General features: G+C 71.8%; 15 protein-coding genes. 10 read left to right on the top strand and 5 right to left on the bottom strand.

The annotated features are described in order from the left end of the window. Positions 1-178: 178 nt before the first annotated feature. Entirely contained in the window at positions 179-529 is a 351-nt protein-coding gene (locus Aut01nite_RS08510; protein ID WP_043526068.1) for a histone-like nucleoid-structuring protein Lsr2, read from the top strand. 151 nt (positions 530-680) lie between these two features. On the opposite strand, the gene Aut01nite_RS08505 is transcribed toward Aut01nite_RS08510, so the two are convergent. From Aut01nite_RS08505 to Aut01nite_RS08490, 4 genes are all read right to left on the bottom strand, one after another. Next, complete coding sequence (locus Aut01nite_RS08505; RefSeq protein ID WP_043526066.1) at positions 681-1,553, bottom strand: LLM class flavin-dependent oxidoreductase; 873 nt, start codon at positions 1,551-1,553, stop codon at positions 681-683. Positions 1,554-1,566: 13 nt separating this feature from the next. Next, positions 1,567-2,022, bottom strand: coding sequence for a MarR family winged helix-turn-helix transcriptional regulator (locus Aut01nite_RS08500; protein WP_043526065.1), 456 nt, complete (start codon positions 2,020-2,022; stop codon positions 1,567-1,569). Between the two features lie 74 nt (positions 2,023-2,096). Beyond that, on the bottom strand, positions 2,097-3,239 hold the full coding sequence (locus tag Aut01nite_RS08495; protein WP_043526063.1) for a PP2C family protein-serine/threonine phosphatase: 1,143 nt from the start codon (positions 3,237-3,239) through the stop codon (positions 2,097-2,099). Between the two features lie 102 nt (positions 3,240-3,341). After that, positions 3,342-3,734, bottom strand: coding sequence for an ATP-binding protein (locus Aut01nite_RS08490; protein WP_043526061.1), 393 nt, complete (start codon positions 3,732-3,734; stop codon positions 3,342-3,344). Between the two features lie 134 nt (positions 3,735-3,868). On the opposite strand from Aut01nite_RS08490, the gene Aut01nite_RS08485 reads away from it, so the two are divergent. Both Aut01nite_RS08485 and fgd read left to right on the top strand, forming a co-directional pair. After that, on the top strand, positions 3,869-5,707 hold the full coding sequence (locus Aut01nite_RS08485; RefSeq protein WP_043526060.1) for a sigma-70 family RNA polymerase sigma factor: 1,839 nt from the start codon (positions 3,869-3,871) through the stop codon (positions 5,705-5,707). Between the two features lie 9 nt (positions 5,708-5,716). Continuing rightward, a complete protein-coding gene (gene fgd, locus Aut01nite_RS08480; RefSeq protein WP_043526059.1) occupies positions 5,717-6,715 on the top strand; it encodes a glucose-6-phosphate dehydrogenase (coenzyme-F420) in 999 nt (332 codons plus the stop codon). Between the two features lie 69 nt (positions 6,716-6,784). Here fgd and Aut01nite_RS08475 read toward each other — a convergent pair whose 3' ends face one another. Beyond that, positions 6,785-7,765, bottom strand: coding sequence for a glycosyltransferase family 2 protein (locus tag Aut01nite_RS08475; protein WP_161790652.1), 981 nt, complete (start codon positions 7,763-7,765; stop codon positions 6,785-6,787). Positions 7,766-7,971: 206 nt separating this feature from the next. Here Aut01nite_RS08475 and Aut01nite_RS08470 point away from each other — a divergent pair, with 206 nt between their 5' ends. From Aut01nite_RS08470 to Aut01nite_RS08440, 7 genes are all read left to right on the top strand, one after another. Then, positions 7,972-8,628 carry an HAD family hydrolase gene (locus Aut01nite_RS08470; protein ID WP_043526131.1) on the top strand — a complete coding sequence of 219 codons (657 nt, stop codon included), beginning with the start codon at positions 7,972-7,974 and terminating at the stop codon, positions 8,626-8,628. 61 nt (positions 8,629-8,689) lie between these two features. Continuing rightward, positions 8,690-10,324 (top strand): sodium:solute symporter family protein, encoded by a 1,635-nt coding sequence (locus tag Aut01nite_RS08465; RefSeq protein WP_043526057.1) that lies wholly within the window; start codon positions 8,690-8,692, stop codon positions 10,322-10,324. Between the two features lie 47 nt (positions 10,325-10,371). Continuing rightward, on the top strand, positions 10,372-10,635 hold the full coding sequence (locus tag Aut01nite_RS08460) for a hypothetical protein (RefSeq protein WP_052163847.1): 264 nt from the start codon (positions 10,372-10,374) through the stop codon (positions 10,633-10,635). Positions 10,636-10,699: 64 nt separating this feature from the next. Further along, positions 10,700-10,942 carry a hypothetical protein gene (locus Aut01nite_RS08455; RefSeq protein WP_043526054.1) on the top strand — a complete coding sequence of 81 codons (243 nt, stop codon included), beginning with the start codon at positions 10,700-10,702 and terminating at the stop codon, positions 10,940-10,942. 127 nt (positions 10,943-11,069) lie between these two features. Further along, a complete protein-coding gene (locus tag Aut01nite_RS08450; RefSeq protein WP_043526052.1) occupies positions 11,070-12,581 on the top strand; it encodes an alpha/beta hydrolase in 1,512 nt (503 codons plus the stop codon). A gap of 70 nt (positions 12,582-12,651) precedes the next feature. After that, positions 12,652-14,451: a gamma-glutamyltransferase gene (gene ggt, locus Aut01nite_RS08445; protein ID WP_043526051.1), complete on the top strand. Its 1,800-nt coding sequence runs from the start codon at positions 12,652-12,654 to the stop codon at positions 14,449-14,451. 56 nt (positions 14,452-14,507) lie between these two features. Further along, the gene (locus tag Aut01nite_RS08440) at positions 14,508-15,083 is read left to right on the top strand and encodes a hypothetical protein (RefSeq protein ID WP_043526049.1); all 576 of its coding nucleotides are present in this window, start codon (positions 14,508-14,510) and stop codon (positions 15,081-15,083) included.

Genomic DNA, 15,083 nt, shown 5'->3' with positions numbered 1-15,083 from the left:
TGGTTCCATTCCGATAACAAGGAGCGAAAGAATTGCCGGATCGCGGGCGGGAGTTGCGCCGCGGACCGGTCGCGCGCGAGACTGAGGCTTATTCGCGACCTCGTCGGTCGACCACGGCCTCCGCCGTCGTGAATAGGCATCACTGGGCGCGGCGGAATCATTCTTCTCGGGAGTCGTTATGGCGCGGCAGGTAATCACCACCCTGATCGACGATCTGGACGGCCAGAAGGCGGATCGGACGGTCGAGTTCAGCCTCGACGGTGTCAGCTACACGATCGACCTCTCCGAGTCCAACGCCGGAAAGCTGCGCAAGGCTCTGGACCCGTTCATCAGCGCCGGGACCCGTCTCGGCCGCACCACGTCGGGACGCATCCCGTCGCGGGCGGCGGCGCCGGCCCGGACCGCAGGCTCGCGTGACGAGAACCGACTGATCCGCGAGTGGGCGATCCGTAACGGGCACAAAATCTCCGAGCGGGGCCGCATTCCGCAGGAGGTCAGCAACGCCTACCGGGCGGCGCACGGCCGCTGATTCACGCGGTTTGCTCACCGTGGGCGGTGCATGGTCACCGGTGCGGTGGGCACCGGCCGCCGACAGCGGGTTGATCCCGCTCTGTCGTGCGGCCGATAACCGTCGGTAAACCACGCCGTCGAATTGGCCGTAAAGGGCCTTTACCGAAGACTCAACGAAGGCGCGGCAGTTCCGCCGCGACCTCGGTCAACACTTTCTCGTCCCCGGCGTACCAGCTCGACTCGCGCGGCCAGTGCGTGATCACATCGGTGAAGCCCAGTTCCCGGGCACGGCCGACGGCGTCGGTGAAGGCGCCGACGCTGCTCATCGAGAACACCGGCGACGAGTCCAGATTCAGGTAACGATCGATCGAGTCGAGCGGCCGCCCGGCGTCCGCCAGCGTCGTCTCGAACCGGTCCCGGATCTCCGTCACCGCCCGCCACCACTCGTCCGCGGTCTCCGCCTGCGGCCCGGTGGTCACCCAGCCGTCGCCGTACCGCGCGGCCAGCCGCAGGGCCCGCGGACCGTTCGCCGCCACCACGAACGGTGGCCGCGGCTGCTGGACCGGCCCCGGGATGCTACGGGCGTCGACGGCCGAGAACCACTCACCGGACCAGGTGGTGGACGGCTGCCGCAGGATCGTGTCGAACAGCTCGAGGAACTCGGCGAACCGGTCCACCCGCCGGCGCGGGGTCAGCTCCGGCTGCCCGAGCACGGCGGAGTCGAAACCGATGCCGCCGGCGCCCAGCCCGAGGATCAGCCGGCCACCGGAGATGTCGTCCAGGGCGGTGGCCTCACGGGCGAAGTGCACCGGGTGACGGAAGTTGGGCGAGGCGACGTAGGTGCCCAGCCGGATCCGGGAGGTGACGGTCGCGGCCGCGGTCAGGGTCGGCACCGCGTCGAACCAGGGGCCGGTGATCAGGTCCCGCCAGCCCAGGTGGTCGTAGGTCCAGGCGTGGTCGAAGCCGTACTCCTCGGCGAGCCGCCACCGCCGGCTCGCGTCGGCCCACCGCTGGTCAGGAAGAATCACGATGCCGATGCGCACGAGCCGAGCCTACTCACGCGGTCTGGCGGCCGGTCTCCTCGGTCGCGCCGGTGGCGGCCTCGAACGCCTGCAGGGCGCGCAGCAGGTCCTGCCGAGCGGCGGCCGGCATCCGCTCCAGGACCTCGGAGAGCGCGGCCTGCCGCCGCTCCCGCAGGTCGGTCAGCAGCCGCCGGGAGGCCGGGGTGAGCAGCAGCCGCACCTCGCGGCGGTCCCGCGGGTCGGCGACCCGGCGCAGCAGGCCGGTGGCCTCCAGGCGGTCACAGAGGCGGCTCGCCGACGACGGGACCACGTCGAGCGCCTCGGCCAGGCGGCTCATGTTGGTGTGCCGGTTGGCGGCGACGATCGTCAGCACCCGCAGCTGCGCGGGCGGGATGGCCGGCTGCTGAGCGACGCGGGCCCGTTCGAGGACGGCCACCAGCGACTCGACCGACGACTCGACAGCCGCGGCGACTTCGGTGGCGCGATCCATCCCGTTTCCCCGTCGTCATCGCCAGAGGCGGACCCGTGAACCTGAACGCTTACCCGAACCGTGGCGTTTCAAACTCACCGCCGCCAATCCAGGCAGACCATGACCGCGTCGTCCTCCGGCTCGGCGCCGGCGTGATATTCGCGAAGGCCCCGCATCACGGTACCCACCGCCTCGGTGGCGGGCTGCAGCCGCGTCCGGCGCAGAGCCGTGAACAGGGCGGACTCGCCGTAGGCCGGGCGGCCGGGCGGGGTGGCGGTGTGCACGCCGTCGCTGACCACCAGCATCCGGTCGCCGGGCTCGAGCTGGAAACGCTGGATCTCGTAGTGCGCCTCGCCGAACATGCCGAGCGGCAGCTGCTGTTCCAGGGGCACGCGCTCGGTGTCGCCGCCGCGGGCCAGCAGGCAGTGCGGGGAGCCGGCGTCGACCGCGGCCACCCCGCCGCCGACCAGGTCGACCTCCAGGAGCAGGGTGGCGGCGTGGGCGGCTCCGCCGTACCGGGAGTGGACGGCGTCGGAGGCGAGCTCGGCCTGTTCCACGATGTCGGCGCCGCAGCGGCGGGCGTTGCGCATGGCGTTGACGGCCAGCGAGGTCAGGATCGCGGCTTCGAGGCCGTCGCCGTGGCCGTTGAGCACGGTGATGGTCAGCCGGTCGCCGTCGAGGGCCCAGTCGAAGTGGTCGCCGTGCACGGCGTACGCCGGCTCGAGCTGCCCGGCGATCAGGAACCGGTCGTCGCCGAGCGAGCGGCCGGGCAGCAGTTCCCATTGCAGCTCGGCGGCCATGGTGAGCCGGGCCCGCCGCTGGGCCCGCCGGTACCGGTCGGTGGTGCCGGTGGCCGCCCGCAGCGCGGTGGCCAGGTCGTCGACGTCGGCGGCGAGCCGTTCGGCCTGGTCGCCATCGGGTGCGGCGGGCAGGGCCAGGTGGAGGACGCCGAGCCGTTCACCCCAGCAGGTCAGCGGCAGGTTGAGCCGGACCGGGCCGGCCGGGTGGCGGGCGGTGTCGGGCCGCTGGCTGGCGAAGCACCGCATCACCGGCGATTCGGGGATGTCCGGTCCGTGGCCGAGCAACGGGCGCAGCCGGGTGCCGGTCAGATCGGGCACGAGGACCTCGACCAACTCGGCGGCGTAGTGGCGGCGCAGATGGTCCGCGGCGGCTTCGGGCAGCCGGTCGGGTGGTGTGGCTCGCAGCAGGGAGCCGAGGGGCGCCGGTTGATCGGACATGACGGACTCCTCTCGCGAACGACGACCTCCGCAGACATTTGTTATACGGCAAGCAATTCGCGCCGGTGCGGACCCCCTGGGGCCACACCGGCGCGAACACCCTCAGGCGAACGACTTCTCGAAATGGATCAGGCTCCCGGTACGAGGGCTGGAATGCATGCGCACGTTCTCGCCCAGCGCCCTGATCAGGAAGAGTCCGCGTCCCCGTTCGCTGGTGGCCTCGGGGGACGTCCCGCCGTCGGGGTCGAAACCGGCCCCGTCGTCCACCACGTCGATGGAACAGCGGTCCTCGGCGACGTCGAGGCGAACCTCGAACTTCTCCGCACCGGCGGCGTGCTTCACCACGTTGGCGCACGCCTCGGTGAGGGCGATCTCCAGATCAGTGCCGGCCTGACGGTCCACTCGCAGGATCGTCAGGGCACATCGCAACAGCCGTCGCACGGCGGGCACGCTGTCCACCTCGAGGGGCAGATTCAGCCGGACCGACATGCGCATGCCGATCCTGTGCCCGATCCATCGTTCGGCTAACCGCGACCGGGTGATCGTGTCCCCGTTTCGTGTTATCCATGTCCCCGCGGTCCGTCTCCCTTCCAGCGCGGACATCCGCGAGGCGAAGGAGGCTCGGCGACATGGTGGAACAACCCGGCACCGCGACCGTGGCGGCGGCCCGCGCCGGCGATCCGGTGGCGATCGACCGGCTGGTGGCCGGTTACCTGCCGCTGGTCTACACGATCGTCGGCCGGGCTCTGGAAGGGCACGCCGACGTCGACGACGTGGTCCAGGAGGTCATGCTCCGAGTCCTGCGCAACCTCGGTGAGCTGCGCGATCCGGCGGCCTTCCGGTCCTGGCTGGTGGCGATCACGGTGCGGCAGGTGCGGGAGCGGTTCCGCGGGCGGCCCCCGGCGGCGCCGCTGGACTTCGATCTGCGCGACCCCGGCGCCGACTTCACCGATCTGGCCATCACCCGCCTGGAGCTCAGCGGTCAGCGCCGGGAGACCGCCGAGGCGACCCGCTGGCTGGACGAGGAGAACCGGGAGCTGCTCGCGCTCTGGTGGCTGGAGGCGTCCGGCGAGCTCACCCGAGACGAGATCGTCGACGCGACAGGCCTCGGCCGCCAGCACGCCGCGGTCCGCGTCCAGCGGATGAAGGCCCAGCTGGAGACGGCCCGCGCGGTGGTCCGGGCGCTGCGGGCGCCGCGGTGCCCCCAGTTGGCCGCGCTGCTCACCGGCTGGGACGGGCAGCCCGGTGCGCTCTGGCGCAAGCGCATCGCCCGGCACACCCGCGACTGCCGCGACTGCGCCCCGGTCTGGCAGGACATGGTCGAGGCGGAACGGCTGCTGGCCGGGATGGCGCTGGTCCCGCTGCCACCGGGCGCGGCCTTCTGGAAGTTCCCGACCCTTCCGGGTACGGCCACCGGCGCCGCCACCACCGCGCCGGCCGTTCCCAGCGGCGCCGGGGCCGGGGCGACAGCCGGCTGGAAGGTGCTGGCCGCCGCGATCGCCACGGCCGCGGTCGCCGGCGCGGGAGCGGTCGTCATGTCGTACCGCGAGACGGCGGAGCCGCCGGCCGGCGCCGCGGCCGTCGTCGCGCCGCAACCCTCGCCGACCGCGGTGATCCCCTCGCGGGCGCCCGCCCGGTCCGTGCCACCCTCCGTGCCGCCGTCCGTCCCGCCCTCGCGCCGGGCGACGGTCTCGCCGCCGGCGAGCCGCGCCGCCACCCCGCCCGCCGCCACCCGCTCGGCGAAGAAGGGCGCCGCGGTCTGGAGGTTCGCCGGCGCGAAGGCGGCGCTGAAGGACGTCGGCGCGGCCTGGTACTACGGCTGGGCGCCGAACGACGACGAGGTGCCGGGACCGGCGGGTGTCGAGTTCGTGCCGATGATCTGGGGCGCCGCCGACGTCGACGACGCCACCCTGAAGCAGGTCAGGACCGAGGGCGACGTGCTGCTCGGGTTCAACGAGCCGGACCTCGCCGAGCAGTCGAACATGACCGTCGAGGCCGCCCTGGCCGCCTGGCCGAGACTGGAGGCCACCGGGATGCGGCTGGTCAGCCCGGCCGTCGCCTTCGGCGGGGACACCCCGGGCGGCTGGCTGGACCGGTTCATGGCCGGGGCCGCGGCTCGCGGGGCACGGGTCGACGCGATCGCCCTGCACTGGTACGGCTCCGATTTCAGCGCCGCCGCCGTGAACCAGTTCCTCGGCTACGTCGACGCCGTCCATGAGCGGTACGGCAAACCGATCTGGATCACCGAGTTCGGCCTGATCGACTTCGGGGGTTCGCCGAAGTACCCGAGCGACGCCGAGAAGGTCCGGTTCATCAAGGGCGCCACCGCCGGCCTGGAGAAGCGGGCCCACGTCGAGCGGTACGCCTGGTTCGGGCTGCCGGCGGTCGGCGACAGCGTGGATTTCGGGCTCTACCGTGACGGAGACAGCCCCACCGAGGCGGGTAAGGCGTACCGGGACGCGGGCTAGGCTTCGGTCATGATTCGGTTCGGGTACAAGGCGTCGGCCGAGCAGTTCGCGCCGGCTGAGCTGCTCAAATACGGCATTCTGGCGGAGGAGCTGGGCTTCGACTCGGTCTTCGTCAGCGATCACCTGCAACCGTGGCGGCATGACGGCGGTCACGCTCCGGCCGCGTTGCCGTGGCTGGGGGCGCTCGCCGCGCGTACCGAGAAGGTGCTGATCGGCACCAGCGTGCTGACGCCGACCTTCCGCTACCACCCCGCCGTCGTCGCGCAGGCGTTCGCGACCCTCGGCTGCCTCGCGCCGGGTCGCGCCATCCTCGGCGTCGGCTCCGGCGAGTCGCTGAACGAGGTGCTGCTCGGCACCCGGTGGCCGGACGGCAAGGAGCGGTTCGCCCGGCTCAAGGAGGCGGTGCTGCTGATCAAGCAGCTCTGGGCCGAGGACCGGGTCACCCACGAGGGGCAGTTCTACTCCACTGAGAACGCCACCATCTACGACAAGCCCGAGCAGCCGGTCCCGATCTACATCGGCGCCTCCGGCCCGGCCGCGACCCGGCTGGCCGGCCGGATCGCCGACGGGTTCATCACCACCAGCGGCAAGGGCCACGAGCTCTACACCGACACCCTCCTGCCGGCCGTGACCGAGGGCGCCGAGAAGGCCGGTCGCAAGATCGACGACCTGGATCTGCTGATCGAGGTCAAGGTGTCGTTCGACGACGACATCGAGCGCGCCCGCAACGACACCCACTACTGGGGCGCGCTCGCGCTGTCGCCGGAGGAGAAGACCGGCGTCGAGGACCCGATCGAGATGCAGCGGCTCGCCGACGCCCTCTCGGTCGAGCGGACCGCGACCCGGTGGATCGTCTCGTCCGACCCGGCCGAGCACGCCGCCAAGGTCGCGGAATACCTGGACATGGGCTTCAAGCACCTGGTCTTCCACGCGCCCGGCCCGGACCAGGAGCGCTTCCTGCGGCTCTACTCCGAGCAGATCCTGCCCCAGCTGCGTTCCCGTTCCTGAGAACCCCGGCCGGCTCTCAGTGCTGTCTCACGACCGGTGAGACAGCACTGACGACCAGCCCAAGGGGGGTCACAGGGGGCGGAGGTGGCCCCGGGAGCCGCCGGAGCCGCCGCCCTCGCCGTTGATCACCCGGAGGTCGGGGCGCCCCTGGGTGCGGGGCCGCCCGTTGTCCGGCATGCCGCGGTTGTCCCGCCAGCGCCGCCGGTTCAGGTGATCGCCGCTCTGCAGCCCGGAGCCCCGGCGGTCGGGCCCGGTGTCGGTGCGGCGGTCCGGGCCGCGGCGCTCACGCTGCCGCCGGTCCGGGTACCCGAGGCCGGAGCTGTTCGGCAGGTCGAGCCGGGCGGCGGCCGGTTCGTTCACCGGCGGCCAGCGGCGCGGGCCGTGATCGGCGGCGGGATGCCGGTCCGGCAGGGGGCCGCCGGTCATCACCACGATGCTCTCCGGCGCGGGTACGGGCCGGCCGTCCCGGCGCCGCCGGCGGTACTCGCTGATCACCGCACCCAGGCCGGTGAGCAGCGGGACGCCGCCGCGGCGGGGCGAGACGACCGGGACCTCGGCGACGGTCAGGCCCGCCGTCCGGGCCCGGACGGTGATCAGGGTGTCGCCGTCCGCCCCGTCGCCGGGGGCGGGTTCGGTGCCGGCGACGCGGGGCAGGCCGAGCCGGGCCGCCTCGTCACGCCAGAACGCCCGGTAACCCGGGCCGGGGTGGGCCGGGCGGCAGCCGAGCAGCACGCTCATGAACCAGAGCAGGATCAGATCGCCGTACCGTTTCACCGGGACCGCCTCGGCCATGTCGGCGCCGCGGCGCAGAGCCGTCACCAGCCGCGGGACGTCGGCGGGGTCGTGGGCGGCGGGCAGGGTGACGATGATGTCGCCGGTCGCCGCAGCCACCCCGCAGGCGAGGGCGTTGCCCGCGCCGGAGCGGGTCTGCCGGACCACCCGGGCGCCCGGTGGCAGGGCGGCGCCGGGCTCGTCACCCGGCCCGGTCACCACGATCACCTCGGCTGCCGGTGGGACCACCCCGACGGCGCCGACGACAACCACACTCACGGACGGTGACTGCGGGCGTCGTCCGGGTCGATTCGGAACTGGCATCAGGAACGGCTCCCCGGTTCGGCGGCGTTGCTGCGCCCGAAGCTACCGGCCAGCAACCTCCCGGCACCCCGGCCTATCGGCTGATGCTGATCACCTGCCCGGACCGAACCGGGGACGGTGATCACCCTGCGTACGGATCGGTGCGGGGTAGGGTGATCGCTGTGAAGCACATTGAGGCGATCGTCTTCGATCTGGACGGCGTGATCATCGACACCGAGGAGGTCTGGGAGGAGGTGCGGCGCGGCTATGTGGCCGAGCACGGCCGCGAGTTCCTGCCGGACAGCCAGGACCGGATGATGGGCATGAGCACCGGCGAGTGGTCGGCGCACCTGGCCGACGAGGTGGGTGTGCCGCGGACCGCCGAGCAGGTCGCCGCGGACGTGCTCGGCCGGATGGCGGAGCGGTACCGGCAGGCGCTGCCGCTGATCGACGGCTCGGTGGCGACGGTCCGCGCGCTCGCCGAGCGGTACCGGCTGGCCCTGGCCAGCTCGTCGGCGCGGATCCTGATCGACCAGGTGCTGGCGACGGCCGGGCTGACCGACGTCTTCGAGGTCACCCTCTCCACCGAGGAGGTGCCGCGCGGCAAGCCGGCGCCGGACGTCTATCTGTCCGCGGTCGCGAAACTGGGCCTGACGCCGGCGGTCTGCGCCGCGGTCGAGGACTCCAGCAACGGTCTGCGGTCGGCTGCCGCGGCCGGTCTGACCGTGATCGCGGTCCCGCACGGCGTCTATCCGCCGGCCCCGGACGCGCTGGCCGGAGCCGCCCTCGTCGTCGATGCGATAACCCAGGTCACGCCGGAGGCGATTGCCTCCCTGTGAAAAGGGTGTGAAAAATCTTCGATCCGGGTAGGACGCGGGCCACATTCGCAGGAGGTGGTCCGTGTCCGGACTCCGGCTCGACGTGGGTTTCGTCGACTATCTGATTCTGGCGATCTATTTCGTCACCGTGCTCGGGGTCGGATTCGCGGCCCGCCGGGCGATCAAGAGCAGCGCGGACTTCTTCCTGTCCGGGCGCTCGATGCCGGCCTGGGTGACCGGGCTGGCCTTCATCTCCGCCAACCTGGGCGCCCTCGAGATCGTCGGCATGGCCGCGAACGGGGCCCAGTACGGCCTGATGACCCTGCACTACTACTGGATCGGCGCGATCCCGGCCATGGTGTTCCTCGGCATCGTGATGATGCCGTTCTACTACGGCTCCAAGGTCCGCAGCGTCCCCGAGTTCCTCCGACTGCGGTTCAACCGGCCGACCCACCTGTTCAACGCGGTCAGTTTCGCGGTGGCGCAGGTGCTGATCGCCGGTGTCAACCTGTACGCCCTGGCCCTCATCCTGCAGGCCCTGCTCGGCTGGCAGCTCTGGACCTCGATCGTGGTCGGCGCGGTGATCGTGCTCTCCTACATCGTCCTGGGCGGCCTGTCGGCGGCGATCTACAACGAGGTCCTGCAGTTCTTCGTGATCGTGGCCGGTCTGCTGCCGATCACCATCATCGGCCTGGTGAAGGTCGGCGGCATCGACGGCCTGTTCGAGAAGGTGCGGCAGACCCCGCTCGGCGAGGCCGGCCTGCACACCTGGGCGGACACCGGCGGCACCGACAACCCGCTCGGCGCGAGCTGGATCGGCATCGTCTTCGGCCTCGGCTTCGTGCTGTCGTTCGGGTACTGGACCACGAACTTCGCCGAGGTGCAGCGGGCCCTGAGCGCCAAGGACATGAGCGCGGCCCGGCGCACCCCGATCATCGGCGCCTTCCCGAAGCTGCTGATCCCGGCCGTCACCGTGATCCCGGGCCTGATCGCCCTGGTCACCGTGCAGGGTCTGGGTGCTCCGGACGGCGACATGACCTACAACAACGCGATCCCGCTGCTGATGCGCGACCTGCTGCCGAACGGTGTGCTCGGGGTGGCGGTGACCGGTCTGGTGGCGTCGTTCATGGCCGGCATGGCGGCGAACGTGAGCGGCTTCAACACCGTCTTCACCTATGACATCTGGCAGACCTACATCCGCAAGGACCGCGACGACGCCTACTACGTGCGGGTGGGCCGGATCGCCACGGTCGCCGGGATCATCGTCGGTATCGGCACGGCGTTCATCGCGGCCGGGTTCGACAACATCATGAACTACATCCAGGCGCTGTTCTCGCTGTTCAACGCGCCGCTGTTCGCCACCTTCATCGTCGGCATGTTCTGGAAGCGGATGTCGGCGTGGGCCGGGTTCTGGTCGCTGTTCCTCGGCTTCCTGGCCGCGTTCACGCTCTACATCCTGCACCTGACCGAGGTGCTGAAGTTCAACTCGGACCTGGAGCAGAGCTTCTGGGGCGCGGGCCTGGCGTTCGTGACGGCGGTCGTGGTGGCCGCGATCATCACCCCGTTCACTCCGCGCAAGACCGACGAGGAACTGCGCGGGCTGGTCTACGGCTCGGGCGACGCCCTGGTCGCGGACCGGGTGTGGTGGCGCAACCCGGTGCTGCTCGGTGTGATCGCCGTGGTCCTTGCCTTCCTTCTGTACATCCCCGTCTGGTGAGGGGCCGAATGATGTCTGGACATCCCCGTCCGGTGAGGAGCTGACTGATGGCGCAGCGCAAACTCGCGCGGCTGTTCGACGTGCGGCGGGTGATCGGCGGCCTGTTCGTGGTGTACGGCGTGATCGTCACCCTGATCGGCTTCTTCGACGACTCCGCCGAACTGGAGAAGGCGCAGGGCGTACGCATCAATCTCTGGATGGGCCTGGGCATGCTCGCCCTCGGCCTGCTGATGCTGCTCTGGCTGCGGCTGAACCCGCCGCCCGAGCCGCCGGAGGAGGACGCTGAGGTCCGGCCGGGTGCGCCTGAGTAGCGATGGTGGTGCCGAGGGCCCGCGAATCGTCAACTCGGGCCCTCACGCGACCGATGGGGCGGGCATGAACCCCCTCACCGCTCTCAGCGGCCTCACCGGCGGCGCCTCCCGCCGCCCGGTGGGCTGGCAGATGCAACTACGTGTCGACCACGTCGTCAACCAGGTGATGCAGACCCATCGCGGCCGCCCGGAGGACGACATCAAACTGGAGATCCAGGACCAGCTGCGGGTGTACGGCGTGGTGCCGAACAAACGCCAGATCGCGCAGTACGCGTCCGCCATCTCCGCATTGCCCCCGGGCCGCTGACGGGCCGGGGGAGGGTCGCCGTGGCAACGGCGCCACGGCGACCCTCACATACCGTCATGTGACCTAAATGCGGAAAATGCCACCGTTCACCGGATTCTTCCGGTGAAGGCGGCCCAAGATGAGGCCGATGCGAGCTCTGGCACGGCCGGTCATGGCCGCGATCTTCACCTGTACGACCCTTCTCGGGTACGCGCCACAACCGGCCCTGGCCGACCGGGCTCTGGGCACGCCGCCCCGGGTCCTGCGCCACGAGGCCGCCGCCGGCCCGATCCGCTGGAAGCCCTGCCCCGAGGACGACAAGGTCCAGTGCGGCACGATGAGCGTCCCGGTCGACTGGACCGCCCCGCTCGGCGAGCACTTCGACCTGCATCTGGCCCGGAGCCCCGCCACCGACCCGAAGGCCCGCCTCGGCGTCCTGATGGTCAACCCGGGCGGCCCCGGTGTCTCGGCTCTCAACATGGCTCTCGACCACGAGTTCTTCCACTCCGAGGTGCGCCGCCGGTTCGACATCGTCGGCATCGACCCGCGCGGTGTCGGCCGCAGCGCCCCGATCCTGTGCGATCAGGACCTGGTCGACGCGAAACCCGAGCCGCTGTTCACCACCGAGGACCAGTTCCGCCGCGCCGAGGACCACAACCGGCGCCTGGCCGCGGACTGCGCCGGCCGCAGCGGCCTGATCTACGACCACGCGGACACGCTCAGTGTGGTCCGGGACATGGAGGCGGTCCGGATCGCTCTCGGCGAGCCGCGGGTCAGCTTCTACGGCGCGTCCTACGGAACCCTGATCGGGCAGCTCTACGCCGAGCGCTACCCGGACCGGCTGCGGGCCCTGGTGCTGGACAGCGTGATGGACCACAGCGCCGGGGTGGACGCGTTCCTGACCCAGACCGCGGAGGCGGTGCAGAACGCGTTCGACCAGTTCGTGGCGTGGTGCGCCCGGGACAGCCGGTGTGTGCTGCGCGGCCGCGACATCAAGGCGATCTGGGCCGAGCTGATGAAGCGGGCGGCGGCCGGGAAGCTGATCAGCCCGTACGACCCGCCGGACCGGCTCAGCGCCTGGGATCTGGTGTCGGCGGCGTTCAGCGCGTTCTACGACCCGCAGTGGTACTCGTTCGCGTACTACCTCAAGGAGGCGTACGAGCCGGCCGCCACCCCGGTGGCCCGGGCCGCCCGGAGCCGGGCCGAGGATCTCACCCCGCACAGCTTCCCGGCGGTCATCTGCCAGGACTGGGCGCTGCCGGCCGGCGGCTTCGGCGGGTTCCGGGACAAGCTGCGGGCGATGGCCGCCCGCGCCCCGCAGATGCGCGCCTCCCCGCTCGCGCTGACCGCCGTCTCCGGCTGTCTCGGCCGCCGGGAGGCCCCGGTCAACCCGCAGCGCCCGATCCCGGCCGCGGCCGGGCCGGTGCTGCTGGTCAACGCCCGGTACGACCCGGCCACCGCCTACCCCTGGGCGCAGCGGGTGGCCCGCCAGCTCGGCCCGTCCGCCCGGCTGCTCACCTACCAGGGCTGGGGGCACGTCGCGTACAGCCACAGCGACTGCGTGAGCGCCGCCGTGGACCGTTACCTCACCGACCTGACCCTGCCGGCGGCGGACGCCACCTGCCCGGCGATCGAACCGAAGCCGTTCGGCGTCGGTTGAGAGGTTGTGTCCCTGTCCGATCACCGGTAGGCAGGGATGGACGACCGACATTGTCCAACCTGGAGGGCTGATGCGGCTCCTGCCCGCGCTGACAGCGCTGTCCCTGACCACCCTGGGTGTCGCGGTCGCGTCCCCACCGGCCCATGCGGGAGGTCACACCGCCCCGCCGAAGGTCCCCACCGCCACCGGCTACGGCGGGGCCGTGTCCACCGTCGACGCCGACGCCACCGCCATCGGCCTCGACGTGCTGCGGCGTGGCGGCAACGCGGTGGACGCGGCCGTCGCCGCCGCCGCGGCCATCGGGGTCACCGAGCCGTTCTCGGCCGGCATCGGTGGTGGCGGCTTCTTCGTCTACTACGACGCCCGGTCCCGGACGGTCTCCACCATCGACGGGCGGGAGACGGCGCCCGCCGCGGCCACCGAGAAGTACTTCATCGACCCGGCGGACGGCTTGCCGTACGACTTCAACGAGGCCCGCGTCAGCGGCCTCTCCGCCGGGGTCCCCGGCACACCCGCCACCTGGGAGACCGCGCTGAAGAGGTGGGGCACCCGGTCGCTGGGCGCCGCGCTGGAGCCGGCCGCCCGGCTCGCCGAGCGCGGGTTCGTCGTCGACGCCACGTTCCGCCAGCAGATCGCCGACATCGCCGGCGCGTTCGGTCAGTTCGAGTCGACGAAGAAGCTGTACCTGCCGGGCGGGCAGCCGCCGGCGGTCGGCTCGATCCAGCGCAACCCGGACATGGCGGCCACCTACCGCCTCCTCGGCAAGCGAGGCGCCGGCGCCTTCTATCGCGGGGCGCTCGCCGAGGACATCGTCGAGACCGTGCAGCGCCCGCCACTGGCCGCCGAGCCGGTCGGCACGTGGGCGTACCCGATCCGGCCCGGTGTCCTGACCGAGGCCGACCTGGCGGCGTACCGCCTGCGGTTCCCGGCGCCGACCCGCTCCGACTACCGCGGCCTCACCCTCTACGGCATGTCCACGCCGTCCAGCGGCGGCACCGCGGTCGGCGAGGCGCTGAACATCATCGAGGCGGGGCTGCCGAAGTCCGCGACCACCGCCGACAAGCTGCACTACTACCTCGAATCGTCGGCCCTGGCCTTCGCCGACCGGAATCGGTACGTGGGGGCGTACACCGAGAAGGAGGTCCTCAAGAAGTTGATCTCGGATCGGTGGGCCGCGCAGCGGGCCTGCGAGATCAGCCGCACCACCGCGCTCACCAAGCCGGTCCCGCCCGGCGACCTGAACGGGTCCGGATGCGCCACCGCCACCACCGGCGGCAAGGTCGAGGAGGGCCAGAGCACCAGCAACCTGACCGTCGCCGACCGCTGGGGCAACGTCGTCGAGTACACCTTCACCCTGGAGGCCACCGGCGGCAACGCGATGGTCGTGCCGGGCCGCGGCTTCCTCCTCAACAACGAGCTGACCGACTTCAACTTCGCGCCGACCCAGGGCGCCGCGCCCGACCCCAACCTGCCGGGCCCCGGCAAGCGGCCGCGCAGCTCGATGTCGCCGACCATCGTGCTCAAGGGCGGCAAGCCGTTCCTGGCGCTCGGCTCGCCCGGCGGCGCCAGCATCATCACCACCGTCCTGCAGGTGCTGGTCAACCGGATCGACCTGGGCATGACCCTGCCGCAGGCGATGGCCGCGCCGCGCGCCTCACAGCGCAACAGCGCCGGGATCCAGGCCGAACCGGCGTTCCGCACCACCTACGGGCCGCAGCTGACCGCCCGCGGCCACACCTTCGGCCCGGACGTCGCCGAACTCGGCGCGGCCACCGCCATCGAGTTCACCCGCGGCGGCGGCTTCATCGCCACCGCCGAACCGGTCCGCCGTGGTGGCGGCGCGGCGGCCGTGGTGCACCCCACCCGCTGAGATTCGTCGTTCCCCGGTCGATCGGCGACAATGTCCCGATCGACCGGGGAGGACTCATGAGCTACGAGAACCTGCCGCCGCACGAGGGCAACCTGGAGCAGTTCGCCCTGGCGACCCGCCGGGTGATCCGGTTCAGCATCGGCTTCCTGCTGGTCTCCCTGGCGGCGGCGCTGTTCGTGGTGGCCGTGCTGGGGAGCGGCGCCGATCCGGCCACACCCGGCACCCAGAGCGGCGTCCTGATCGGCATGATGGCGCTCGGGCTGGTGACCTGGGTCTGTGTCATCGGCCTGCTGATCTCCACGATCGTCTGGATCATCAGCGCGCACCGGGTGTCACCCAGTGGCCCCGGCCTCGCCGGATACGGCGGCCTCTTCGTGACCCTGCTGCTGATCAGCCTGAGCTACCTGCTGGCGCTGCCCGGAGTGGTCCTGGCCGGGCTGCGCCTCGCCGGCTGGCTGGCACTGATCGCCGGGGTGGTCGCCACCCGGACCCGGGTGCGCCGCGAAACCGGCCGGGCCGACCTCGGCGGCAGTAGCCGGTCGATCGTCACCAGCGAGGACTGGGACGCCTCCAAGTGGGACCCGGAGGTCCACCGCGACATCGAACGGCGTGGCCGGCCCACCTCCGACTGA

This window comes from Actinoplanes utahensis (assembly GCF_016862455.1).
GTDB lineage: Bacteria > Actinomycetota > Actinomycetes > Mycobacteriales > Micromonosporaceae > Actinoplanes > Actinoplanes utahensis.
This window is presented reverse-complemented; position numbering and strand designations above follow the sequence as displayed.

Bases quoted from the DNA above. Each gene is read 5' to 3' on its own strand.
- Aut01nite_RS08490 (WP_043526061.1), bottom strand. From the start codon at position 3,734: ATGCGCATGTCGGTCCGGCTGAATCTGCCCCTCGAGGTGGACAGCGTG.
- ggt (WP_043526051.1), top strand. From the start codon at position 12,652: ATGCGGCTCCTGCCCGCGCTGACAGCGCTGTCCCTGACCACCCTGGGT.
- Aut01nite_RS08510 (WP_043526068.1), top strand. From the start codon at position 179: ATGGCGCGGCAGGTAATCACCACCCTGATCGACGATCTGGACGGCCAG.
- Aut01nite_RS08440 (WP_043526049.1), top strand. From the start codon at position 14,508: ATGAGCTACGAGAACCTGCCGCCGCACGAGGGCAACCTGGAGCAGTTC.
- Aut01nite_RS08460 (WP_052163847.1), top strand. From the start codon at position 10,372: ATGGCGCAGCGCAAACTCGCGCGGCTGTTCGACGTGCGGCGGGTGATC.
- Aut01nite_RS08455 (WP_043526054.1), top strand. From the start codon at position 10,700: ATGAACCCCCTCACCGCTCTCAGCGGCCTCACCGGCGGCGCCTCCCGC.
- Aut01nite_RS08485 (WP_043526060.1), top strand. From the start codon at position 3,869: ATGGTGGAACAACCCGGCACCGCGACCGTGGCGGCGGCCCGCGCCGGC.
- Aut01nite_RS08450 (WP_043526052.1), top strand. From the start codon at position 11,070: ATGCGAGCTCTGGCACGGCCGGTCATGGCCGCGATCTTCACCTGTACG.
- fgd (WP_043526059.1), top strand. From the start codon at position 5,717: ATGATTCGGTTCGGGTACAAGGCGTCGGCCGAGCAGTTCGCGCCGGCT.
- Aut01nite_RS08500 (WP_043526065.1), bottom strand. From the start codon at position 2,022: ATGGATCGCGCCACCGAAGTCGCCGCGGCTGTCGAGTCGTCGGTCGAG.
- Aut01nite_RS08495 (WP_043526063.1), bottom strand. From the start codon at position 3,239: ATGTCCGATCAACCGGCGCCCCTCGGCTCCCTGCTGCGAGCCACACCA.